This is a genomic window from Streptomyces sp. NPDC048001 (assembly GCF_043203115.1).
Taxonomy (GTDB): Bacteria; Actinomycetota; Actinomycetes; order Streptomycetales; family Streptomycetaceae; genus Streptomyces; species Streptomyces sanyensis.
This window is the reverse complement of the sequence record NZ_JBIDBN010000009.1, coordinates 320,945-343,329: the sequence shown is the minus strand read 5'-3', so window position 1 is coordinate 343,329 and position 22,385 is coordinate 320,945. Positions and strand designations below refer to the sequence as shown.

Sequence of the window (22,385 nt, the reverse complement as noted above, 5' to 3'; positions counted from 1 at the left end):
GAAGACTGTAAGACGCTGATCGATGATCGATCAAAGCCTGCGGAGAAATTGGCATCGAGTGCCGCAAAAAAGGGCACGCTGTGCCGCCGCAAATCGGGTGTAACGGGCGCTGACCTGCGCGTTCGAGCGCCCGGGCCGCCATCGGAGCGGGACCTCGGACCAGCGGCCGGAGAGGCCGGGGAGGTCGGAGGGGCCCGGGATCCCGCCGGAGGGGCCGGGGCCCGTCAGGCGCGGGGGGCGCAGCCGAGCACGTGGGCCTTGACCAGGGAGCCGATCTCCGGGTCCCTCCGCCGGAACGCCTCCACCAGGTCCTGGTGCTCCTCGGCGTAGGACTTCTGCACGGTGCCCAGCCACCTGATGGACAGCGCGGTGAACACCTCGATGCCCAGCCCCTCCCAGGTGTGCAGCAGCACACCGTTCCCGGCCGCCTTGACCAGCTCCCGGTGGAAGGCCACGGTGTGCCTCACCTGCCCCGTCCCGTCGGAGAGCCGGTCGGCCTCGTAGAGGGCCGCCACATGGGGCTCCAGGGCCGAGCAGTCGTCCGCCAGCCGGTCCGCCGCCAGCTCCGCCGCGATCTGCTCCAGACCCGCCCGGACGGGGTAGCTCTCCTCCAGGTCCGCCGCCGTCAGGTTGCGCACCCGCACGCCCTTGTTCGGGGCCGACTCGATGAGCCGCAGCGACTCCAGCTCGCGCAGGGCCTCGCGCACCGGCGTCTGGGAGACCTCCAGCTCGGTGGCGATGCGCCGCTCCACGATCCGTTCCCCGGGCTTCCAGCGGCCGCTGACGATCCCCTCCACGATGTGCTCGCGGATCTGGTCGCGGAGCGAGTGGACGACGGGGATGGTCATGAAGGGCTCCTTCAGGCCGCGTTGACCGCGCCGGCCCTGAGACAACGCGCTGGCCCTTAGACAATACGGCGGCGCCCCCGCCGGGATGTACTCCCGTGGGGGGGCGCCGCAGGTGAGGCTGGTTACAGCCGGGCTCCTCAGAGACCCAGCTCGACCTCGAACTCGCCCGCCTCCAGGATCGCCTTGACCGCCGCCAGGTAGCGGGCGGCGTCGGCGCCGTCCACCAGGCGGTGGTCGTAGGAGAGGGTCAGGTAGGTCATGTCGCGCACGCCGATCACGGTGCCCTCGGCGGTCTCGATGACCGCCGGGCGCTTCACCGTGGCGCCGATGCCCAGGATCGCGACCTGGTTCGGCGGAACGATGATCGTGTCGAACAGCGCGCCGCGCGAGCCGGTGTTGCTGATGGTGAAGGTCGCACCGGAGAGCTCGTCCGGGGTGATCCTGCTCTCCCGGACCTTGCCCGCCAGCTCGGCGGTGGCCTTGGCGATACCGGCGATGTTCAGGTCGCCCGCACCCTTGATGACCGGGGTCATCAGACCCTTCTCGGAGTCGACGGCGATGCCGACGTTCTCCGAGTCGAAGTACGTGATGGTGCCCTCGTCCTCGTTGATCCGGGCGTTGATGACCGGGTGGGCCTTCAGCGCCTGGGCCGCCGCCTTGACGAAGAACGGCATCGGGGACAGCTTGACGCCCTCGCGGGCGGCGAAGCCGGCCTTGGCCTGCTCGCGCAGCTTCATCAGCCTGGTGATGTCGACCTCGACGACCGAGGACAGCTGCGCCTGGCCGTGCAGCGCCTTCATCATGTTGTCGCCGATGACCTTGCGCATGCGGGTCATCTTCACCGTCTGGCCGCGCAGCGGGGACGCCTCCAGCGACGGCGCCTTCGACGCCGCGGGGGCGGCGGCGGGGGCCGGTGCGGGGGCCTTGGCGGCCTCCGCGGCGGCGATGACGTCCTGCTTGCGGATGCGGCCGCCGACGCCGGTGCCCTTGACCGCACCGAGGTCCACGCCGTTCTCCGCGGCCAGCTTGCGCACCAGCGGGGTGACGTAGGCGTCGCTCGCCGAGGCACCCGCGGGCGCGGGGGCCGCGGCAGGCGCGGGCGCCTGGGCGGCCGGAGCGGGCGCCGGAGCTGCCGGTGCCGCCGGGGCGGCGGGGGCCTGCGCGGGGGCCTGCGCGGGGGCCGGAGCAGGCGCCGGAGCCGGAGCGGGGGCGGGCGCGGGGGCCTCTACCCGGGCCGGCTCGGCCGCCGGGGCCGGGGCGGCGGGCGCGGGGGCGGCGGCCGGGGCCGCGCCCTTCGCGCCGATCACGGCCAGCTTGGCGCCGACCTCGGCCGTCTCGTCCTCGCCGACCACGATCTCCAGCAGCACGCCGGAGGCGGGGGCGGGGATCTCGGTGTCGACCTTGTCGGTGGACACCTCCAGCAGGGGCTCGTCCTCCGAGACCTCCTCGCCGACCTCCTTCAGCCAGCGGGTGACGGTGCCCTCGGTGACGCTCTCGCCGAGCGCCGGGAGGACCACGTCGGTGCCCTCGGCCGAACCGCCGGCGGCCGGGGCCCCGGCCGGGGCGGCCTGCGGTGCCTCGGCGGCGGGCGCCGGGGCGGCCTGCGGGGCCTCGGGGGCGGGGGCCTCGGCGGCGGCCGGGGCCGGGGCGGCGGCGGGGGCGCCGCTGCCGTCGTCGATGACCGCCAGCTCGGCGCCGACCTCGACCGTCTCGTCCTCGGCGACCTTGATCGACGCCAGCACGCCGGACGCGGGGGCGGGGATCTCGGTGTCGACCTTGTCGGTCGACACCTCCAGCAGCGGCTCGTCGGCCTCGACGCGCTCGCCCTCGGCCTTCAGCCAGCGGGTGACAGTGCCCTCGGTGACGCTCTCGCCGAGCGCCGGAAGGGTTACGGAAACCGCCATGGTTCCAGTTGCTCCTAACAGAAGTGCGGTGGTGGTCTGTCGCGCCCGTGACCGACTAGTCGTGGGAGTGCAGCGGCTTGCCGGCGAGGGCCAGGTGGGCCTCGCCGAGGGCCTCGTTCTGCGTCGGGTGCGCGTGGACGAGCTGCGCGACCTCGGCGGGCAGGGCCTCCCAGTTGTAGATCAGCTGCGCCTCGCCGACCTGCTCGCCCATACGGTCACCGACCATGTGGACGCCGACGACGGCACCGTCCTTGACCTGCACCAGCTTGATCTCGCCGGCGGTCTTGAGGATCTTGCTCTTGCCGTTGCCCGCGAGGTTGTACTTCAGGGCGACGACCTTGTCCGCACCGTAGACCTCCTTGGCCTTGGCCTCGGTGATGCCGACGGAGGCGACCTCGGGGTGGCAGTACGTCACCCGGGGCACGCCGTCGTAGTCGATCGGCACGGTCTTGAGGCCGGCCAGGCGCTCCGCCACCAGGATGCCCTCGGCGAAGCCGACGTGGGCGAGCTGGAGGGTGGGGACCAGGTCGCCCACCGCGGAGATCGTGGGGACGTTGGTGCGCATGTACTCGTCGACCAGGACGTAGCCGCGGTCCATGGCGACGCCCTGCTCCTCGTAGCCCAGGCCCTGCGAGACCGGCCCGCGGCCGATGGCGACCAGCAGCACCTCGGCCTCGAAGGTCTTGCCGTCGGCCAGGGTGACCCGCACGCCGTTCTCGGTGTACTCGGCCTTCTCGAAGAAGGTGCCGAGGTTGAACTTGATGCCCCGCTTGCGGAACGCGCGCTCCAGCAGCTTGGAGCTGTTCTCGTCCTCGACCGGGACCAGGTGCTTCAGGCCCTCGATGACCGTCACCTCGGTGCCGAAGGACTTCCAGGCCGAGGCGAACTCGACGCCGATCACACCGCCGCCGAGGATGATCGCGGACTCGGGGACGCGGTCCAGGGTCAGGGCGTGGTCGGAGGAGATGACGCGGTTGCCGTCGATCTCCAGGCCCGGCAGCGACTTCGGCACGGAGCCGGTCGCCAGCAGGACGTGGCGGCCCTGGACGCGCTGGCCGTTCACGTCGACGGAGGTCGGCGAGGACAGCCGGCCCTCACCCTCGATGTAGGTCACCTTGCGGGAGGCGACCAGGCCCTGCAGGCCCTTGTACAGGCCCGAGATCACGTCGTCCTTGTACTTGTGGACGCCCGCGATGTCGATGCCCTCGAAGGAGGTCTTCACACCGAACTGCGCGGCCTCGCGGGCCTGGTCGGCGATCTCACCGGCGTGCAGCAGGGCCTTGGTGGGGATGCAGCCGTTGTGCAGGCAGGTGCCGCCCAGCTTGTTCTTCTCGATCAGTGCGACGTCCAGGCCCAGCTGAGCCCCGCGGAGGGCCGCAGCGTAACCGCCGCTACCGCCGCCGAGGATCACTAGGTCGAAAACGGTGCTGGCGTCGTTCGCCACGTCACGTCCTCCATGCATGTGCGCCGTTCGCCGGGTCCCCTCCCTTGCGGGGGACGACCGGCCGGTCGGCTGGTGTGCGGCCGCTTGTCTTCGGCCCTGTGGTGGGGGCCCTGTCCTGCCGGGAACCCATCTTCGCACTTGTCGGCCGACGGTGGGACGCGGGGCCGCCGCTTGGGACGGTGAGCTTGCGCTCCTTCTCGGTTACCCGCGCGTACCCGCGGACTCCCGCAGAGGGGAACGCCCCGGCGGGCGCCGTTCTTCCCGCAAGGGGGAACGGCGCCCGCCGGGGTGCGGTGCCTCCGTGGCCGGGAGCGTCAGCCCAGGTCACCGGCCGCGGTGCGCTCCGCCAGCCGCACCAGCGTCCGGACCGAGGAACCGGTGCCGCCCTTGGGCGTGTACCCGTAGGGGGCGCCCTCGTGGTAGGCCGGGCCCGCGATGTCCAGGTGCGCCCAGGTGATGCCCTCGCCCACGAACTCCTTCAGGAACAGGCCGGCGACCAGGCCGCCGCCCATCCGCTCCCCCATGTTGGCGATGTCGGCCGTGGGGGAGTCCATGCCCTTGCGCAGGTCCGCGGGGAGCGGCATCGGCCAGGACGCCTCGCCGGCCTCCTCGGCCGTCTCGTGGAGCGCGGTGCGGAACCCGTCGTCGTTGGCCATGATCCCGAAGGTGCGGTTGCCCAGGGCGAGCACCATGGCACCGGTCAGGGTGGCCACGTCCACGATCGCGTCCGGCTTCTCCTCCGAGGCCTTGGTCAACGCGTCGGCGAGGACCAGGCGGCCCTCGGCGTCCGTGTTCAGGACCTCCACGGTCTTGCCGCTGTACATGCGCAGCACGTCGCCGGGGCGGGTGGCGGAGCCGGAGGGCATGTTCTCCGCCAGTGCCAGCCAGCCGGTGACGTTGACCGCGAGGCCCAGTCGGGCGGCGGCGACGACCGCGGCGAAGACCGCGGCGGCGCCGCTCATGTCGCACTTCATCGTCTCGTTGTGGCCGGCCGGCTTCAGGGAGATGCCGCCCGAGTCGTAGGTGATGCCCTTGCCGACGAGCGCGAGGTGCTTGGCGTCCTTGGCGTGGGTGTAGGACAGCTTGACCAGGCGCGGCGGGTTCTGCGAGCCCTGGCCCACGCCCAGGATGCCGCCGAAGCCGCCCTTGAGCAGGGCCTTCTCGTCGAGCACCTGGACCTTGAGGCCGTGCTCCTTGCCGGCCGCGGCGGCGATGGCCGCGAAGGCCTCGGGGGTGAGGTCGTTCGGCGGGGTGTTGATCAGGTCCCGGGCGCGGTTGATCTCCTCGGTGAGGGCGAGCGCACGCTCGGCCGCGGCCTTGAAGGCCTTGTCGCGCGGCTTGGCGCCCAGCAGGGCGACCTCGGCCAGCGGCTTCTTCGCGCCCTTGCCGTTCTCCTGGTAGGCGGTGAAGGCGTAGGCGCCCAGCAGCGCGCCCTCGGCGATGGCCGCGGCGTCCTCGGCCTCCTCTATCGGCAGTGCGAAGGCGGCCTTCCTGGACCCGCTCAGCGCCCGGGCGGCCGTACCCGCCGCCCTGCGCAGTGCCTCGGTGCCGTAGGCGTCGCCCTCCTCGGGCTCCGAGCCGAGGCCGACGGCCAGGACGACCGGCGCCCGCAGGCCGTCCGGGGCCGGGAGCTTGGTCACCTCGCCCTCGCCCCCGCTCGCACCGAGCGTCTCCAGGACCGTGGCGAGCTTGCCGTCGAACGCCTGGTCCACCGCCTCGGCGCCCGGTGCGAGGACCGGCCCCTTCGCGCCCTTGGCGACCCCGACGACGACGGCGTCGGCGCGCAGCGTCGCTGCGCCTGCGGTGCTGAGAGTGAGAGCAGTCACGGTGGTGAAATCTCGCTTCCTTCAGTTCCGGGCGTCCGGGGCCTTGCGTCAGCAGGCGGCCCGGGGCCGGAAGACAGACCCCTGGTAGGTGGCACGGTGACGGATCCCGCCGCCATGCCGCAGGAGAGCCTACGCGGGGTCGCGCCCTGCGCTCACGGCGGCGGGCGTTCACTCGTCCGTGGTGTCTCTCGCCGTTTTCGGACGAAGAAGGCTTGATCTGAGCCACAATCGGCGCGTTCGGGCAGGGGCACCACCGCTCCTTCGCTCCGTCTTCACATGTCCTCCGCCCTGCTCGGAGCGGGTGGAGGGCGTTCGGCAGCGTCCTGGGGAGGACGCACACAAGGGGGGAACATGACCCTGCGGACATCGCGCACGGGCCGGCTGGCCGCCACCGCGGCGGTCGCGGCGGTGCTGGCGACCGGACTGCCGGCGGCGGCCGGGGCCGCGCCCGCGCCGCGGATCGACCTGACCGTCCTCGTCGTGGACGACGGCCTCGGCACGGTCGACGCGATCGTGTCGGAGCTGGAGGCCACCGGAGTCGCCTACCGCACCGTCGACCTCAACGACCCGGACCGCCCCCGCGTCGACGCCGCGTTCCTGAGCGACACCGTCGACGGGCGGCCGCGCGCACGCTTCCAGGGGGTCGTCGTCCCCGACGAGGACCCCTTCGGGGCCTACTCCGAGACCGGGGCCGCCGAGAACGCGGCCCTTTTCGCCTACGAGCGGACCTTCGGCATCCGCCAGGTGGACGCCTACACCTGGGCGCACCCGGGCGTCGGCCTGGACTACATCGACTCCGGGGGCCACGCCGGCGTGCTCGACGGCGTCGCGAGCGAGGTCACCGCCCAGGGCCGCGGCGGGCCCTTCGGCTACCTCGACGGCACGGTCCTCTTCGAGGACGTCGCCCCCGGCGTGAACGAGAGCTACGGCTACGCGGCCCGCGGCCGCGAGGGCTACACGAGCTTCCTGGAGATGCCCCTGCCGGAGGGCGGCCGGGCCAGCCTGATGGGCGAGTACACCCACGACGGGCGCAGCGAACTCGTCGTCACCTTCGCCTACAACCGCCACCAGCGGCAGTTCCGGGTCCTCGCCCGCGGCATCGTCGACTGGCTCACCCGCGGCGTCCACCTCGGGCAGAGCCGCAACTACCTCTCCGTCCACGTGGACGACGTCTTCGCCGCGGACGCCCGCTGGGACACCGAGCGCAACTGCACCCCCGGCGACATCGACTGCGCGGGCGGCGGCGGGCAGGAGGTCCCCGACATCCGGATGACGGCCGCCGACGCCGCGTACGCCGCCGACTGGCAGCGCGCCTCCGGCTTCACCCTCGACATGGTGCACAACGCGGGCGCCGGCGAGGACTGGAAGGCCGAGCACGGCGGCAGCGACCCGCTCACCGACCGGCTGCTGGCCGACCGCCACGAGTACCGCTGGATCAACCACACCTACACCCACCCCTTCCTCGGCTGCGTGCAGGACGTCTCGGTGGTCCCCTGGAGGTGCGAGCGGGACGCCTCGGGCGCGGTCCGCTGGGTGAGCCGGGAGGAGATCTCCGGCCAGATCCGCGACAACCACGACTGGGCGGTGCGGCACGGCCTGCCGGTGGACCGCACCGAACTGGTCACGGGCGAGCACTCCGGGCTGAGGACCCTGCCCCAGCAGCCCGTGGACAACCCCCACCTGGCGCCGGCCCTCGCCGACAACGGCGTGCGGTGGATCGCCTCCGACAACTCGCGCGAGCCCGCCCAGCGGCCGGTCGGATCGGCGCTGACCGTGCCGCGCCACCCGGTGAACGTCTACTACAACGTCGGCACCGCCGCGGAGATGGCCGACGAGTACAACTGGATCTACACCACCGCCGCCGACGGGGGCAGCGGGATCTGCGAGACCCACGCGGCCTCCACCTGCCTGGACGACCCCCTGGACACCGCCACCGGGTTCGCCGGCCACATCGTCCCCCAGGAGGCGCGCATCGCGCTCTCCCACGTCGTCTCCAACGACCCCCGCCCGCACTACGTCCACCAGTCCAACCTGGCCGAGGAGCGTCTGCTCTACCCGGTGCTGGACCGCGTCCTCGCCGACCACCGGGACCTCTTCGCCGACAACACCCCGCTGGTCAACCCGCGTCAGCGGGAGGTGGGCGCCGAGTTCGCCCGCCGCGCCGCCTGGGAGAGGGCGCTCGCCGACGGCAAGGTCACGGCCTACCGGATCGGGGACACGGTGACGGTCAGGGCCCCGCGCGGCGTCGCCGTCCCCGTCACCGCGCCCGAGGGCACCCGCAGGCAGCTGCTCCTGGGCAGCGTGGGCTTCGGCAGTGCCTACGCGGGCACCCGCTCGGCGTGGACCGAGCCCGCCCTGCTCCAGTCGTCCATCACCCTGCGGCTCCCGTCCTCCTGAGGGACCGGCGGCTCCTGCTGAGGGACCGGCGGCGGGCCGCCGGCCCCGGGGGTCACCCCAGCGCGAGCACCACCAGCGCGGCGGTGGCCCCCGTCTCCGCGAGGGCGCCGAAGACATCGCCGGTCACTCCGCCCAGGCGCCGCACGCAGCGGTGCAGCAGCAGCTGCCCGGCGGCGAGCGCCACCAGCACGGCCGCCGCCGCCCGGGCGGCGGCGGCCGGACCGCCGAGCAGCCCCCCGGCCCCGGCGGCGGCCCCGGTCACCAGCGCCGCGGCGGCCAGCGCCCACGCCACGGGGACGACCGAGGCGACCGCCGCGCCCAGACCCTCCGGGCGGGCCGCGGGGACGCCCGACCGGCAGGCGAGGGTGAGGGTGAGCCGGGCCGCCACCGCCGCGAGGACCGCGGCCGCCGCGCCGTGCGCCCAGCCCCGGGCGAACAGCTCCGCGAGCGCGGCGGTCTGGGCGAGCAGCGCCAGCACCAGGGTGACCACCCCGAACGGCCCGATGTCCGACTGCCGCATGATGCGCAGGGCGTCCTCGGCGGGCCTGCCGCTGCCCAGTCCGTCGGCCGTGTCGGCCAGTCCGTCCAGATGGAGCCCGCGGGTGAGCGCGGCCGGGACGGCCACCGCGGCGACGGCGGCCAGGAGAGCGCCGGCACCCAGCAGCGCGAGCGCGGAGCCCGCCGCGGCGGCCGCCGCGCCCACCACGAGGCCCGCGAGGGGGGCGCTGAGCATCCCGGCGCGGGCGGCGGTGCGGTCCCAGCGCGTCACGCGCACGGGGACGACGGTCAGGGTGCCGAAGGCGAAGCGGATGCCGTGCAGTGCAGTCACGGCGCGAGGGTAGCCCGCCGCTCCGGACGGTAAGTTGCGCATAACGCGCGAAACGGGAGCAGAGGGTATGGGTCACTGGTTCTATCGCAACATCGTCGAGCCGGGGAAGCTCCCCATGTTCCTGGCGCTGGCGTCCTTCGTCCTGACCTTCGCCGTCACCCGGGTCGTGGTCCGGATGATCCGGGCCGGCAAGGGGCCCTTCCGCAACGTCACCCCCGGCGGGATGCACATCCACCACGTGGTCCCCGGAGTCGTGCTGACCGTCATCGGCGGCTTCGGCGCCGTGGGGAGCGCGCGCCAGGGCGTGGGTCTGGCGGTCTGCGCGGTGATCTTCGGGATCGGCGCGGGCCTCGTCCTGGACGAGTTCGCCCTGATCCTCCACCTCGACGACGTGTACTGGAGCGAGCAGGGCCGCCAGAGCGTCGAGGTCGTCGTGCTCGCCACGGCCCTCGCCCTGCTCACCCTCAGCGGTGCCTCCCCGCTGGGCGTCGACGGGCTGACCGACGAGGAGGAGCAGGGCCGCGCCTCGCTGATCATCACGCTGATCGGCAACTTCGTCTTCGTCATCGTCGCGTTCGCCAAGGGCAAGCTCCGCCTCGGGCTCATCGGCACCCTGGTGCCCCTGGTCGCCCTCGTCGGAGCGGTGCGGCTCGCCCGTCCCGGCTCGCCCTGGGCCCGCCGCTTCTACCGCAACCGGCCGCGGGCCAGGGCGCGGGCCACGCTGCGGGCCGTCCACCACGACCGCAGGTGGGCCAGGCCGCGCCGTGCCCTCCAGGACCTGATCGGTGGGGCGCCGGACCGCTCCGAGGAGTCCGGGGGCGGGGCGCCGGACCGCGCCGAGGAGTCCGGGGCGCCCGACGGCGACCGCTGACGCCGGCGCTGCCGCAGCGCGTCCCCCGCGCACAGCACCAGCGCCGCCGCGATCGCCGCCAGATGCTCCTTGCCCGCGAGGTTCGGCTTCACGGCCGCCTCGACCGCCATGGCGGCGACCACCGCGGCCCCGGTGAGCCGGGCCCGGTAGCGGTAGCAGACCCACATGGCGACCCCCACCACCGCGGCCGAGGGCCCGGTGTCCGCGATCCGCGCGTCCGCGGCGGGCAGCCCGAGCAGGGCGTCCGGGCCGAGCGCCACACCGATGCGGGCGTACGCCGACCCCGCGAGGGTCGAGAGGTAGGCCACGCCGAGCAGGGCCCGGCGCCCGACGGCGATCTCGGCGATCCCGAAGACCACCAGGATCTGCGCCAGGGCCCCCCACACGGGCAGGTCGAGCGCGGGCACGAACAGGGACAGCGGGGTGCGCAGCAGCGCGAGCCAGAGGGGGTCCTCCGCCCTGACGAAGCCCGCGCCCCGGACCAGGCCGAGGCCCGCCGGCGTGTGCTGGAGCAGATAGCAGGCGCCGGTCAGCCCCACCGCCGCCAGGGTCACGGGAACCGCGCGCAGGCGCCGGGCGGCCAGCCCCCGGCGCACGGCCGCGTACAGCGGCCCCCCTTCCCGGTGGGCGAGGGCGGCGGCCCTCCTCCGCGGCCCCGCCGCCGACCTCACCGCCGGCTCTCCGGCCGGCGGCCACGGTGCAGCCGCCGGGGGAGGCCCGGCGCGCTGCGGAAGCCCTCGGCGCGGGCGGCGAGGCCGGTGCGCGGAAGGGCGGCTGACGTCTCGAACGGCATGGATCGCGGCTCCCGGATCGGTCGGCACACGGCGTGCGCCCGGTACAGGACTCGGTCCGGCACCCGCGGGAGCAGGGAGCCGAGGCAGTCCACCGCCTCGGCACCGGTCCCGCGCCGGTTCGCAGCCCCGTCCGAAGACCGATCCGGACATCGCGGCGTTCAGTGCGACCCGAGTGATCCCCGTCTCCCCGGATCCCTGTCTCCCCGTCTCCCCGGAGCGGGGAAGGGCGGGGCGACATGCCCGTCGGTGCCGCCGCGGCGCAGGGCCCGGCCTCACGGGCCCCACCGCACCCGGCAGTTCGGGGAAGGCCACGGCGCGAAGGGCCGGACGGCACCGGCGGCGGCCCGCCGCGAGCGTGCCCCGCGGCGGGGTGCGCCGTCCGGGTCGGCGGAGCGCTCCGCTGCCGTGGAGACGGACGGCGGGGGACGGCCCCGGTCGTGCCCCGAGGCCCCGGAACCGGCTCCCGGGGCGGCCTCCCTCGTGGCCGGGGACCCCTCTCCCCGCGGGCCCCGTCTACTCCGCGGCGGCCGGCTCCGCGGTCCGCTCCGGCAGCTCCGCCGCCAGCCGTGCGGCCGCCCGGACCAGGGGCAGCGCCAGCATCGCCCCCGCGCCCTCGCCCACCGTCACGCCGTGGTCCAGCAGCGGCACCATCGCCAGCCGGTCCAGCGCCTTCGCCTGCGCCGGCTCCCCGCTGAGCTGACCGGCGAGCCACCAGTCGGGCGACCGGAAGGCCGCCCGCTGCGCCACCATGCCGCAGGCGGCCGACACCACACCGTCCAGGATCACCGGCATCCGCCGCACCGAGCTCTGGAGCAGGAAGCCCGTCATCGCGGCGAGGTCGGCGCCGCCGACCGCCGCGAGCAGCTCCAACTGGTCGCCGAGGACCGGCCGGGCGCGCCGCAGCGCGTCCCGCACCGCCGCGCACTTGCGCATCCACGCCAGGTCGTCGATCCGCACGCCGCCGCGGCCCGTCACCACCGAGGCGTCGGTGCCGCAGAGCGCGGCCACCAGGACGGCGGCGGCCGTCGTGCCGCCGACGCTCAGGTCGCCCAGTACCACCAGGTCCGTTCCGGAGTCCGCCTCCTCGTCGGCCACCGCCATGCCGAGGCGGACCGCGCGCTCCGCCTCCTCGACGGTCAGCGCGTCCTCGGAGCCGATGTTCCCGCAGCCCCGCCGCACCCGGTGGCGCACGACCTCCTCGGGCAGCAGCCCCTCGTCGCAGTCCAGGCCCGCGTCGACGATCCGCACCGGGACGCCCTCGGCGCGCGCCAGCACCGCCACCGGCCGCTCGCCCTCCAGCACCGCCCGCACGAGTTCGTGCGCCGTGCCGTACTCCCGCGCCGAGACACCGAGCCGGGCCACGCCGTGGTCGCCGGCGAAGAGCACCGCGCGCGGACGCCCGACGGCCCGCGCCGGCACCTCGGCCTGGGCCGCGGACAGCCACTCGGCCAGCTCGTCGAGGCGCCCCAGCGCACCGGCCGGCACGACCAGGCGCTCCCGGCGTTCCTCGGCCGCACGCCGGATGCCGCTGTCGGGGCGCTCGATCAGATCGGAGAAGTCGTCGAGATTCAGCCTGCTCATTCGCCGAACAGTACCGGCAGCACCGCACCCCGCGGTGGGCCGCGCCCCTTCCGCGTCCGCCCGCCGGACCCTCAGTGCCGCAGGACCAGTGCCTGGCCCGCCACCACCAGCACCACCTGCTCGCACTCCGCCGCGAACGCCGCGTTCAGACGGCCCAGTTCGTCGCGGAAGCGGCGTCCCGAGGCGGTCGCGGGCACCACGCCCGAGCCCACCTCGTTGGTCACCGCGACCACCGTGCGCTCCGCGGCGCGGACCGCGGCCACCAGGCCGGCCGTCCGCTCGCGCAGCTCCTGCTCCCCGCCGCCGGCCCACCGTGCGTCGTCCCAGGCGCCCGCCCGGTCCATCGCGTCGGTCAGCCACAGCGACAGGCAGTCGATCAGCAGCGGGGGGCCCTCGGCCGCGAGCAGCGGCACCAGCTCGCAGCTCTCCTCGGTCCGCCAGGAGCCGGGGCGGCGCTCGCGGTGGGCGCCGACCCGGGCGGCCCACTCGGCGTCCCCGTCCCGCAGACCGCCGGTGGCCACGTACACGACGCCGGGGAAGGCCGCCAGGCGCCGTTCCGCCTCCAGCGACTTGCCCGAGCGGGCCCCTCCCGTCACCAGGGTCCGCCGGGGCACGTCCGGCACGGCGTGGTACTCGCCGACGGTGAGCGTGGTCCCGTCCGGCACCGCCCGGGCGCCCGAGGCGGCCAGCCGACGGGCCAGCTCGGGCCCCCCGGGCGCCTCGTGCCCCAGGTGTACGGCGACCACGTCCGTGGTCGCCCCGACGGCCCCCGCGGCCCGCAGCCGGGCGAGGCCGTCCGGGCGGCCCGCGACGTCCGCGAGGACCAGCTCGTAGGGGGCCGAGCCCTCGGCGAGCCCGGCGGGCGCGGCCAGCGGGGGGAGGTAGAGCAGCCGCTCGCCCTCCGGTGAGGTGACCTCGTAGCCGGTGCCCGGGTGGTCGACCGGCACCGCGCGCACCCGGTGCCCGCTGATCAGGGTCAGCACCCGCCCGTCCGGCACCCGTCCGGCGGTCGGCAGCCCGGCGGGCAGGTCCACCGCCGGACCGTCGTGCGGGTGGGTCAGCAGGACCTGGCGGACACCGGCCAGTGAGTGCCCCGCCCGTGCGGCCGCGAGCGCCGCGCCGGGGGTGAGGTCGAGCAGCAGGGCGCCGTCCACCAGCAGGGCCGTCGCGGCACGGGCCTGCGTGCCGCGGGCGGACCCGCAGACGGCGCAGGGGCAGTCGGGGAGGGGGAGGCCGGCGGGGGCGCCGGTGCCGAGCAGAGTCACGTCCACGCCCCTGATCCTCCCGTGTCCCCGCGACGGGTGCGCGCCCGGCTACGCTGCGGGCAGCACGACAGTGATCAGTCGCACGAGCCGGGTACCCGGGAGGCGCACATGGCATGGACGTGGCGGTTCGAGAAGGCGGACGGCACCGAGGTGCCGCCGGCGGTGGAGCCCGAGGAGTTCACCACCCAGGGCGATGCCGAGTCCTGGATCGGGGAGTACTGGAAGCAGCTCCAGGAGGGCGGGGCCGACCGGGTCGTGCTCTCGGAGGACGGGGCGGTGGTCTACGGGCCGATGAGCCTGCACGCCGAGGAGGCGTGATCCGCTGACGGGGGTCGGGCCCGGCGCCGTCCGGGCCCGCTTCCGTCCGGCGGGCCCGCTTCCGACCTGGCCCGCTTCCGTCCGGCGGGGCCGCTCCCGCGCGGGAGCGGCAGCCTCAGACCTCGCCGAGGGTGACCTCGGCGGTGCGCTGGGCGCTGCCCCGGGTGTAGCGGACCGCCACCCGGTCCCCCGGCTGCTCCTGGGCCAGGGCCTCGGCCAGGGTGGTGATCGTGGTGACCTCGGCGTCGCCGAGGCGGGTGATGACGTCCCCGGCCCTGAGCCCCGCCCGGTCGGCCGGGCCGTCCGGGACCACCTCGACCACCGCGACCCCGGAGGGGTTGTAGTCGTCGTCGAGGACGGTGCGGCCGGTGATGCCGAGCGCGGCCCGGCCGGAGTCGGTGACCCGGCCCGAGGCGATGATCTGGTCCGCGACGGTCGTCACCATCGACGCGGGGATGGCGAAGCCGATCCCCGCCGCGGCGCCCTCGCCGATGCCCGGGTCCCGCGCGGCCAGCGTGGGGATGCCGACGACCTCGCCGTCCAGGTCGACCAGGGCGCCCCCGCTGTTCCCGGGGTTGATCGCCGCCGAGGTCTGCACCATGTTCGGGATGGTCGCCCCGGTGCCGCCGCCGGAGGCGTCGGCCGTCACCGTGCGGCCGGTCGCCGAGACGATGCCCTGGGTCACGCTGCCGGCCAGGCCCAGCGGCGCGCCCATGGCGAGCACGATCTGCCCGACCTCCACCGAGGCGGAGTCGCCGAAGGACGCGGGGCGCAGACCGTCCGGCAGGGTCTCCAGCCTGATCACGGCCAGGTCCTGCTCGGGGTAGGCGGACACCAGGGTCGCCGGCAGCGGCCGGTCCCCGGTGGCCACGGTGACCCGGAAGGAGCGCGCGGTGCCGACCACGTGCGCGTTGGTGACGATGTGGCCCCGGTCGTCGTAGACGATGCCCGACCCCAGGCTGTCGCCCGCCTCGATCTGCACGACCGACGGCAGGACCCTGGTGATGACGGACTGGTAGTCGTCCTCCAGCTCGTTCGCGGCGGCCGGTGCCGCGGCCTGCGCACCCCGGCTCGGCGCCGGCGCCGCCTGCGGCACGGACGGGGCCGAGCAGCCTGCCGCGAGTACGGCCGCGCCCAGCGCGGCCGCCGCGGCCACCGGAAGCCGCCGGGAGGGCGCACGGTACGGGGGAGCGCTCATGCCCGGAGTATCCCTTTCGCGGCGGCGGGCCTGCCCCTCGTGCGCCGCCGAACAGGGGGCCGCGGGCGGGATGCCGCCCGCATCGCCGGGCGGGCGGCCGCGCGGCTGCCACGGAGCGCCGGGACGCCGCTTCCCGGCGGACCCTGCCCGGGTACGGCGCCCTAACCGCGGCGGACGCCGCACAGGTGCAGCAGCGCCGCCACCCGGCGGTAGGGGTCGGTGCGGCCGGCCCGCTCCTCCGCGGCCAGCAGCCGCTGGAACTCCTGCGCGGGCGGCAGGGGAGCCTCCTCGTCGGCCCCGTCGGTGAAGACCCGCACGCCGTACCAGGCGTGCAGCGGCGCGTTGCCCCCCTCCAGCGTGGCCGTCAGGGCCCCGAGCCGTTCGGCGCGCACGGTGAGGCCGAAGCGGTCCGTGTACGTGTCCGAGGCGAAGGCGGCCTGTGCCGCGGCCCAGTTCCCGGCCAGTCCCGGGCGCATGGCCAGGGCGTCGCCGTTGCGCACCACCAGCGACAGCAGGCCGCCGGGTGCCAGCATCCGGGCCAGGCCCGCCAGCATGGCGTCCGCGTCCGCGGCGTACATCAGCACCCCGTGGCAGAGCACCACGTCGAAGGCGCCGGGCAGGAAGTGCACCCCGGTGTCCCGGCCGTCGCCCTCGACGAACCGGACCCGCGCGCGGATCCCGGCCGGTTCGGCGGCCAGCGCCTCGCGGGCCGCCTCCAGCAGTGCCGGGTCCGACTCCAGTCCGGTCACCGCGTGCCCGGCGCGGGCCAGCCGCAGGGCCTGCGCCCCCCGGCCGGTGCCCACGTCGAGCACGCGCAGGCGCTGCCCGACCGGGTAGCGGGCCGTGATCTGCTCCTCCAGCTGCCGGGCGACCAGCTCCTGGCGCACGGCGTCCCGCAGGCCGCCCGCGGCAGGGGGCCTGCCGGCGGGCACCTCCACGGGGGCAGGCTCCGGCTCCGCCACGGGGCCGGGGGCGGGTGAGGCAGCGGCGCTCAGGGCCGTTCCCCGCGCTTGACCTGCGGCTTGGGCAGCCGCAGCCGGCGCATCTGGAGAGTGCGCATCAGGCCGTAGGCGACGGCACCGCGCTTCGGCTCGTCGGGGAAGCGCTCCCGCAGCTGCTTCTTCAGGCGGATCGCGAGGCCGACCGAGTCGACCACGATCATCACGATCACACCCAGCCACAGCAGCAGGGCGATGTTCTGGAGCTGCGCGACGCGCACCATGCTCAGCACCAGGATCACCACCGCGAGCGGCAGGAAGAACTCGGCGATGCAGAAGCGCGAGTCCACGAAGTCGCGGACGAAGCGCCGCACCGGGCCCTTGTCGCGGGGTGGCAGATAGCGCTCGTCACCGGTGGCCAGCGCCTCGCGCTGCCGCGCCAGGTCCGCGCGACGGGCCTCGCGCTGCCGGCGCATGGCGGCCTTGCGGTCCAGCGGCGCGCTGTTGGCACGGGCGCGCCGCTGCCCTTGAGCCTCGCTGCGCTTCGGCGTCGGGCGGCCCTTGGGGGCCTCGGGGTCTCGGGGCTGCTTGGAGAGGTCCGCCGTCACCTTGCCGGTGGGGGCCTTCTCTTCCTTGGAACGGCTACGGAACACGAAACCCAAGGGTACGGGGTGGCGGGCATGGACCCGCCGTCCGCGGGGAACGATCCCGCAACGGCACGCGTCCGTACAGGACGGAACCACCACACAGCGGACGCGGGCCGGCGGACCCTGACAGGTCTTCTACTCCTTGGGCCGGATCAACGCCGTCCGCAGTCGTCCTTGGGGAGGAGCGCATCCGCGCCCGAACAGTGCGGTAATGGATGCAGGGCCCGTACTGTGGGTTCTGTTGGAGTGCCGAAGCCCAGTCCGTCAGAAGGGGGCGCGCGAAGCCCATGAGCGGTGTCATGAAGCGTATGGGGATGATCTTCCGCGCGAAGGCGAACAAGGCCCTGGACAGGGCCGAGGACCCGCGCGAGACCCTTGATTACTCCTACCAGAAGCAACTGGAGCTCCTCCAGAAGGTTCGCCGGGGCGTCGCGGACGTCGCCACCTCCCGCAAGCGCCTGGAGCTCCAGCTCAACCAGCTCCAGGGTCAGTCGACCAAGCTGGAGGACCAGGGCCGCAAGGCGCTCGCGCTCGGGCGCGAGGACCTGGCGCGCGAGGCGCTCTCCCGCCGTGCGGCGCTCCAGCAGCAGGTCAGCGACCTGGAGACGCAGCACCAGACCCTCCAGGGCGAGGAGGAGAAGCTGACCCTCGCCGCGCAGCGGCTCCAGGCCAAGGTGGACGCCTTCCGCACCAAGAAGGAGACCATCAAGGCCACCTACACCGCCGCCCAGGCGCAGACCCGCATCGCGGAGTCCTTCTCCGGCATCTCGGAGGAGATGAGCGACGTGGGCGTCGCCATCCAGCGGGCGGAGGACAAGACGGCCCAGCTCCAGGCGCGGGCCGGCGCCATCGACGAGCTCCTGGCCTCCGGCGCCCTCGACGACCAGTCGGGGCTGGCCAAGGACGACCTCCAGGCCGAGCTGGACCGGCTGTCCGGGGGCACGGACGTCGAGCTGGAGCTCCAGCGGATGAAGGCCGAGCTGGCCGGCGGTCCGGCCCAGCAGCAGGCCATCGAGGGCGGCGCGGACCGCCAGGAGGGCGACGCCCAGCAGCAGGGCACGCCCCGGTTCGACAAGCAGTGACGGCGCTCCGGGCCCGCCCGGGCCCGGTATCGGCAGCGAAGGATCTCGACATGATCGTGCGGATCATGGGGGAGGGCCAGCTGGAGGTGGCGGAGAGCCACCTGGCCGGCCTGGACAAGCTCGACGACGAACTGCTCGCGGAGATGGAGAGCGGCGACGGGCCCGGCTTCCGCCGTACCCTGCACGAGCTGCTCGACCAAGTGCGCGCGTACGGAACCCCCCTGCCCGAGGACCTGCTCGAACCGTCGGAGCTGATCCTCCCGGCCCCGGACGCGACCCTGGAGGAGGTCCGTGCGCTCCTCGGCGACGACGGCCTGATCCCCGGGCCCTGACCCGGTGCGGGACACCCGGGCCCCGGCGGCCCGGGGCCGGCACTCCACTCCCGCTCCCCGGCACCCGCTCCACGAGGCGCCGCCGTGCCCCGCACGGCGGCGCCTCGCCCGTCCCGGCCCCTCCGGAGCCCCCACCGGGCCGGGCGCCACCGCGTAACGTTGCGCCCCGTGACCTCTCTCGCCGACCGGTGCGCCGGAGCCCGGCGCCGGCTGCGCAGGCATCCCGCGGCCTTCGACGGCGCCCTCGCCCTCGCCGTGCTCCTCTGCATGGCGGCCGCGTCCTTCACCGACCCGCACGGGCCGCACGGGCCGACCTTCGGCACCCGCGCCCCGGAGCCGCTGAGCGCCGTGCTGATGGTGCTCGCCGCCTCGGCGCTCGTGCTGCGCCGCCGCAAGCCGTTCGCGGTGCTCGGTGCCACCACGGCCCTCGCCGTCCTGGAACTGGTCGCCGAGGACCCGGCGGCCCCCGTCGCGATGAGCGCCGTCGTCGCCCTGTTCACCGTGGCCGCGCACACCGACCGCCCCACCACCCTGCGGGCGGGACTGCTGACCATGGCCCTGCTCACCGGTGCCGCGATGCTCTGCAGCACCCTTCCCTGGTACTCCCAGGAGAACCTCGGCGTGCTGGCCTGGTCGGGGCTCGCCGCCGCGGGAGGGGACGCGGTCCGCAGCCGCCGGGCCTTCGTCGACGCCATCAGGGAGCGGGCCGAGCGGGCCGAGCGGACCCGGGAGGAGGAGGCCCGCCGGCGGGTGGCCGAGGAGCGGCTGAGGATCGCCCGCGACCTGCACGACGTCGTCGCCCACCACATCGCCCTCGTCAACGTCCAGGCCGGGGTGGCCGCCCATGTCATGGACCGGCGACCGGACCAGGCCAGGGAGGCGCTGGCCCATGTCCGCCAGGCGGGCCGCTCGGCCCTGGAGGAGCTGCGGGCCACCGTGGGGCTGCTGCGCCAGAGCGACGACCCGGAGGCGCCGACCGAGCCCGCCCCCGGCCTCGGCCTGCTCACCGAGCTCGCCGGCTCCTTCGGCCGGGCCGGTCTGGCCGTCGAGGTGGCCCGCGCCGACGAGGGCGTCTCGCTCCCCGCCGCCGTGGACCTGGCGGCCTACCGGATCATCCAGGAGTCGCTGACCAATGTGCACAAGCACGCGGGGGCCGGGGCGAGGGCCGAGGTCAGCGTGGTGTCCGTGGGCGACACCCTGGAGATCACGGTGCTCGACGACGGCACCGGCGCGGCCCCGCCCGACGGGGGCGGCCACGGGCTGATCGGCATGCGCGAGCGGGTCACGGCCTTCGGCGGGGTGCTCACCGCCGGACCCCGCCACGGAGGCGGCTTCCGGGTACAGGCGATACTTCCCCTGACCGCCCGCGCCGCCCGCCTCGGGGCCGCGGGCCGACCGGTCCCCGCCGGGGGACCCGCCGGCACGGGGGAGGACGCGTGACGATCAGGGTGCTGCTCGCCGACGACCAGGCGCTGCTGCGCAGCGCCTTCCGGGTGCTGGTGGACTCGGAGCCGGACATGGAGGTCGTCGGCGAGGCGGCCGACGGGCACCAGGCCGTGGCGCTGGCCCGCTCCGAGCTGCCCGACGTGGTCCTGATGGACATCCGGATGCCGGACTGCGACGGCCTCGCCGCGACCCGCAGGATCAGCGCCGACCCGGGGCTCTCCGGCGTGCGGGTGGTCATCCTGACCACCTTCGAGGTGGACGAGTACGTCGTGCAGGCGCTGCGCGCGGGGGCCTCCGGCTTCCTCGGCAAGGGCGCCGAACCGGGTGAGCTGCTGAACGCCGTCCGGGTCGCCGCCGGGGGCGAGGCGCTGCTCTCGCCGGCCGCCACCAAGGGCCTGATCGCCCGGTTCCTCGCGCAGGGCGGCGGGTACGGCGCGGGCGACGGCGGGTCCGACCCCGGCGGGCGGCTCGCGGCGCTCACCGGGCGCGAGCGGGAGGTGCTCGTCCTGGTGGCGGGCGGCCTGTCGAACGACCGCATCGCCGAGCGGCTGGAGGTCAGCCCCCTCACGGTGAAGACCCATGTGAACCGGGCCATGGCCAAGCTCGGCGCCCGGGACCGCGCGCAACTGGTGGTCACGGCCTACGAGTCGGGCCTGGTCCGCCCCGGGGCCGACTGACCGCCAGCCCCGCACGTGCCCGTCCGCCCCGGGGCGGACGGGCACGTGCGGGTGCGGCTGCGACCTAGGGCAGGGCCAGCATCCGCTCCAGCGCCAGCTTGGCGAAGCTCTCCGTCTCCGGGTCCACCTCGATGCGGTTCACCAGGTTGCCCTCGGCGAGCGACTCCAGGGCCCAGACCAGGTGCGGGAGGTCGATGCGGTTCATGGTGGAGCAGAAGCAGACCGTCTTGTCGAGGAAGACGATCTCCTTGCCCTCGCTCGCGAAACGATTCGCCAGACGCCGGACCAGGTTGAGCTCGGTGCCGATGGCCCACCGGGAACCGGCCGGGGCGGCCTCCAGCGTCTTGATGATGTACTCCGTGGAGCCCACGTAGTCGGCCGCGGCGACCACCTCGTGGCGGCACTCCGGGTGGACCAGCACGTTCACCCCGGGTATCCGCTCGCGGACGTCGTTCACCGACTCCAGGCTGAACCGGCCGTGCACCGAGCAGTGGCCGCGCCACAGGATCATCTTCGCCGCGCGCAGCTGCTCGGCGGTCAGGCCGCCGCCGGGCTTGTGCGGGTTGTAGACCACGCAGTCGTCCAGCGACATCCCCATGTCGCGCACCGCGGTGTTGCGTCCCAGGTGCTGGTCGGGCAGGAAGAGCACCTTCTCGCCCTGCTCGAAGGCCCAGTCCAGCGCCCGGCGGGCGTTGGAGGAGGTGCAGATGGTGCCGCCGTGCTTGCCGGTGAACGCCTTGATGTCGGCCGAGGAGTTCATGTACGAGACGGGGACGACCTGCTCGGCCACGCCCGCCTCGGTCAGCACGTCCCAGCACTCGGCGACCTGCTCGGCCGTCGCCATGTCGGCCATCGAGCAGCCTGCGGCCAGGTCCGGCAGGACGACCTTCTGGTCGGCGGTGGTGAGGATGTCCGCGGACTCCGCCATGAAGTGGACGCCGCAGAAGACGATGTACTCGGCCTCCGGGCGCGCAGCCGCGTCCCGGGCCAGCTTGAAGGAGTCGCCGGTGACGTCGGCGAACTGGATGACCTCGTCGCGCTGGTAGTGGTGCCCGAGGACGAAGACCCTGTCGCCGAGCTTCTCCTTGGCCGTACGGGCGCGCTCCACCAGGTCCGGGTCGGAGGGGGAGGGCAGGTCACCCGGGCACTCCACGCCGCGCTCGCTGCGCGGGTCGGCCTCCCGGCCGAGCAGCAGCAGGGCGAGCGGCGTCGGCTGGACGTCGAGCTCGGTGGTGGTGTGGGCGGTGGTCACGACACGCACCCTTTCTTCGTCTGGCAGAAGACTTCTCGTCTATATGACGTTATCTATCATAACCTCTTCACGTCACTTTGACGATGTCCATAGCGTCGATGTGACGCACCCCCGTTCGCCGTGCCGGTGTCCTCCTCGGACCCTCTTCGCAGGGCTTGTGCGAGCATGGCCGCGGACCCGGTCCGGTGTGCGAGCATGTGAAGGGAAAGCGCCGCCCCGGAATGAAACCGCCGCCACGCCGGTTGCACCCGTCGGCAAGCAGTCTCCGTACAACCCGGGAGAGAAGCAGATGTCCGTATCGGACGAGAAGACCACAGTCAGCGACGGCATCCTCCTGTCCGACGCCGCCGCGGCCAAGGTCAAGGCCCTGCTCGACCAGGAAGGCCGCGACGACCTCGCCCTGCGGGTCGCCGTTCAGCCCGGCGGCTGCTCCGGCCTCCGCTACCAGCTGTTCTTCGACGAGCGCTCGCTCGACGGCGACGTGGTCAAGGACTTCGGCGGCGTCAAGGTCGTCACCGACCGCATGAGCGCCCCCTACCTCGGCGGTGCGTCGATCGACTTCGTCGACACCATCGAGAAGCAGGGCTTCACGATCGACAACCCGAACGCGACGGGCTCCTGCGCCTGCGGCGACTCCTTCAGCTGAGCGCCCACGCCCGCACCCGTGCCGAGGGGGCGGCCTCCCCTGTTCCGGGAAGGCCGCCCCCTCGGCATGTCCGGGCCCGGCCGGGGCCCT

Annotated in this window: 19 protein-coding genes; 8 read left to right on the top strand and 11 right to left on the bottom strand. The window is 74.6% G+C overall.

The window, feature by feature from the left end:
• Window positions 1-224: 224 nt before the first annotated feature.
• The 4 genes from ACGF15_RS19195 to ACGF15_RS19180 all read right to left on the bottom strand — a co-directional run bounded on the left by ACGF15_RS19195 (window position 225) and on the right by ACGF15_RS19180 (window position 6,022).
• A complete protein-coding gene (locus ACGF15_RS19195; RefSeq protein WP_345609941.1) occupies window positions 225-848 on the bottom strand; it encodes a GntR family transcriptional regulator in 624 nt (207 codons plus the stop codon).
• 137 nt (window positions 849-985) lie between these two features.
• Window positions 986-2,752: a 2-oxoglutarate dehydrogenase, E2 component, dihydrolipoamide succinyltransferase gene (sucB, locus tag ACGF15_RS19190; protein WP_392800352.1), complete on the bottom strand. Its 1,767-nt coding sequence runs from the start codon at window positions 2,750-2,752 to the stop codon at window positions 986-988.
• Between the two features lie 55 nt (window positions 2,753-2,807).
• The gene (gene lpdA / locus ACGF15_RS19185) at window positions 2,808-4,196 is read right to left on the bottom strand and encodes a dihydrolipoyl dehydrogenase (RefSeq protein WP_345609937.1); all 1,389 of its coding nucleotides are present in this window, start codon (window positions 4,194-4,196) and stop codon (window positions 2,808-2,810) included.
• 314 nt (window positions 4,197-4,510) lie between these two features.
• Window positions 4,511-6,022, bottom strand: a complete 1,512-nt coding sequence (locus ACGF15_RS19180; RefSeq protein WP_345609935.1) for a leucyl aminopeptidase — start codon at window positions 6,020-6,022, stop codon at window positions 4,511-4,513.
• A gap of 351 nt (window positions 6,023-6,373) precedes the next feature.
• Here ACGF15_RS19180 and ACGF15_RS19175 point away from each other — a divergent pair, with 351 nt between their 5' ends.
• Complete coding sequence (locus ACGF15_RS19175) at window positions 6,374-8,419, top strand: hypothetical protein (protein ID WP_392800348.1); 2,046 nt, start codon at window positions 6,374-6,376, stop codon at window positions 8,417-8,419.
• A 52-nt stretch (window positions 8,420-8,471) separates the two neighbouring features.
• Here ACGF15_RS19175 and ACGF15_RS19170 read toward each other — a convergent pair whose 3' ends face one another.
• Window positions 8,472-9,248 carry an adenosylcobinamide-GDP ribazoletransferase gene (locus ACGF15_RS19170; protein ID WP_392800345.1) on the bottom strand — a complete coding sequence of 259 codons (777 nt, stop codon included), beginning with the start codon at window positions 9,246-9,248 and terminating at the stop codon, window positions 8,472-8,474.
• Between the two features lie 67 nt (window positions 9,249-9,315).
• On the opposite strand from ACGF15_RS19170, the gene ACGF15_RS19165 reads away from it, so the two are divergent.
• On the top strand, window positions 9,316-10,119 hold the full coding sequence (locus tag ACGF15_RS19165; RefSeq protein ID WP_392800342.1) for a hypothetical protein: 804 nt from the start codon (window positions 9,316-9,318) through the stop codon (window positions 10,117-10,119).
• Window positions 10,120-11,426: 1,307 nt separating this feature from the next.
• Here ACGF15_RS19165 and cobT read toward each other — a convergent pair.
• Together cobT and ACGF15_RS19155 are read right to left on the bottom strand one after the other, a co-directional pair.
• The gene (gene cobT / locus ACGF15_RS19160) at window positions 11,427-12,494 is read right to left on the bottom strand and encodes a nicotinate-nucleotide--dimethylbenzimidazole phosphoribosyltransferase (protein ID WP_392800339.1); all 1,068 of its coding nucleotides are present in this window, start codon (window positions 12,492-12,494) and stop codon (window positions 11,427-11,429) included.
• A 71-nt stretch (window positions 12,495-12,565) separates the two neighbouring features.
• The gene (locus tag ACGF15_RS19155; RefSeq protein WP_345609925.1) at window positions 12,566-13,765 is read right to left on the bottom strand and encodes a bifunctional adenosylcobinamide kinase/adenosylcobinamide-phosphate guanylyltransferase; all 1,200 of its coding nucleotides are present in this window, start codon (window positions 13,763-13,765) and stop codon (window positions 12,566-12,568) included.
• A 102-nt stretch (window positions 13,766-13,867) separates the two neighbouring features.
• Here ACGF15_RS19155 and ACGF15_RS19150 point away from each other — a divergent pair, with 102 nt between their 5' ends.
• On the top strand, window positions 13,868-14,077 hold the full coding sequence (locus tag ACGF15_RS19150) for a hypothetical protein (protein ID WP_392800336.1): 210 nt from the start codon (window positions 13,868-13,870) through the stop codon (window positions 14,075-14,077).
• 115 nt (window positions 14,078-14,192) lie between these two features.
• On the opposite strand, the gene ACGF15_RS19145 is transcribed toward ACGF15_RS19150, so the two are convergent.
• The 3 genes from ACGF15_RS19145 to ACGF15_RS19135 all read right to left on the bottom strand — a co-directional run bounded on the left by ACGF15_RS19145 (window position 14,193) and on the right by ACGF15_RS19135 (window position 16,866).
• The gene (locus ACGF15_RS19145; protein WP_362614066.1) at window positions 14,193-15,275 is read right to left on the bottom strand and encodes a trypsin-like peptidase domain-containing protein; all 1,083 of its coding nucleotides are present in this window, start codon (window positions 15,273-15,275) and stop codon (window positions 14,193-14,195) included.
• Between the two features lie 161 nt (window positions 15,276-15,436).
• A complete protein-coding gene (locus ACGF15_RS19140; RefSeq protein WP_376428459.1) occupies window positions 15,437-16,207 on the bottom strand; it encodes a class I SAM-dependent methyltransferase in 771 nt (256 codons plus the stop codon).
• A 59-nt stretch (window positions 16,208-16,266) separates the two neighbouring features.
• The gene (locus tag ACGF15_RS19135) at window positions 16,267-16,866 is read right to left on the bottom strand and encodes a DUF3043 domain-containing protein (RefSeq protein ID WP_345609918.1); all 600 of its coding nucleotides are present in this window, start codon (window positions 16,864-16,866) and stop codon (window positions 16,267-16,269) included.
• Between the two features lie 281 nt (window positions 16,867-17,147).
• On the opposite strand from ACGF15_RS19135, the gene ACGF15_RS19130 reads away from it, so the two are divergent.
• From ACGF15_RS19130 to ACGF15_RS19115, 4 genes are all read left to right on the top strand, one after another.
• Window positions 17,148-17,942 (top strand): PspA/IM30 family protein, encoded by a 795-nt coding sequence (locus ACGF15_RS19130; RefSeq protein ID WP_345609916.1) that lies wholly within the window; start codon window positions 17,148-17,150, stop codon window positions 17,940-17,942.
• Between the two features lie 50 nt (window positions 17,943-17,992).
• Window positions 17,993-18,274: a hypothetical protein gene (locus ACGF15_RS19125; RefSeq protein ID WP_256523723.1), complete on the top strand. Its 282-nt coding sequence runs from the start codon at window positions 17,993-17,995 to the stop codon at window positions 18,272-18,274.
• A gap of 168 nt (window positions 18,275-18,442) precedes the next feature.
• On the top strand, window positions 18,443-19,714 hold the full coding sequence (locus tag ACGF15_RS19120; protein ID WP_345609912.1) for a sensor histidine kinase: 1,272 nt from the start codon (window positions 18,443-18,445) through the stop codon (window positions 19,712-19,714).
• Complete coding sequence (locus tag ACGF15_RS19115) at window positions 19,711-20,397, top strand: response regulator transcription factor (protein WP_362614987.1); 687 nt, start codon at window positions 19,711-19,713, stop codon at window positions 20,395-20,397. Before ACGF15_RS19120 ends, ACGF15_RS19115 begins: the two co-directional genes overlap by 4 nt.
• 64 nt (window positions 20,398-20,461) lie before the next feature.
• On the opposite strand, the gene nadA is transcribed toward ACGF15_RS19115, so the two are convergent.
• The gene (gene nadA / locus ACGF15_RS19110) at window positions 20,462-21,649 is read right to left on the bottom strand and encodes a quinolinate synthase NadA (RefSeq protein ID WP_392800329.1); all 1,188 of its coding nucleotides are present in this window, start codon (window positions 21,647-21,649) and stop codon (window positions 20,462-20,464) included.
• Between the two features lie 289 nt (window positions 21,650-21,938).
• Here nadA and ACGF15_RS19105 point away from each other — a divergent pair, with 289 nt between their 5' ends.
• Window positions 21,939-22,295 (top strand): iron-sulfur cluster assembly accessory protein, encoded by a 357-nt coding sequence (locus tag ACGF15_RS19105; protein WP_019885637.1) that lies wholly within the window; start codon window positions 21,939-21,941, stop codon window positions 22,293-22,295.
• Window positions 22,296-22,385: the final 90 nt, after the last annotated feature.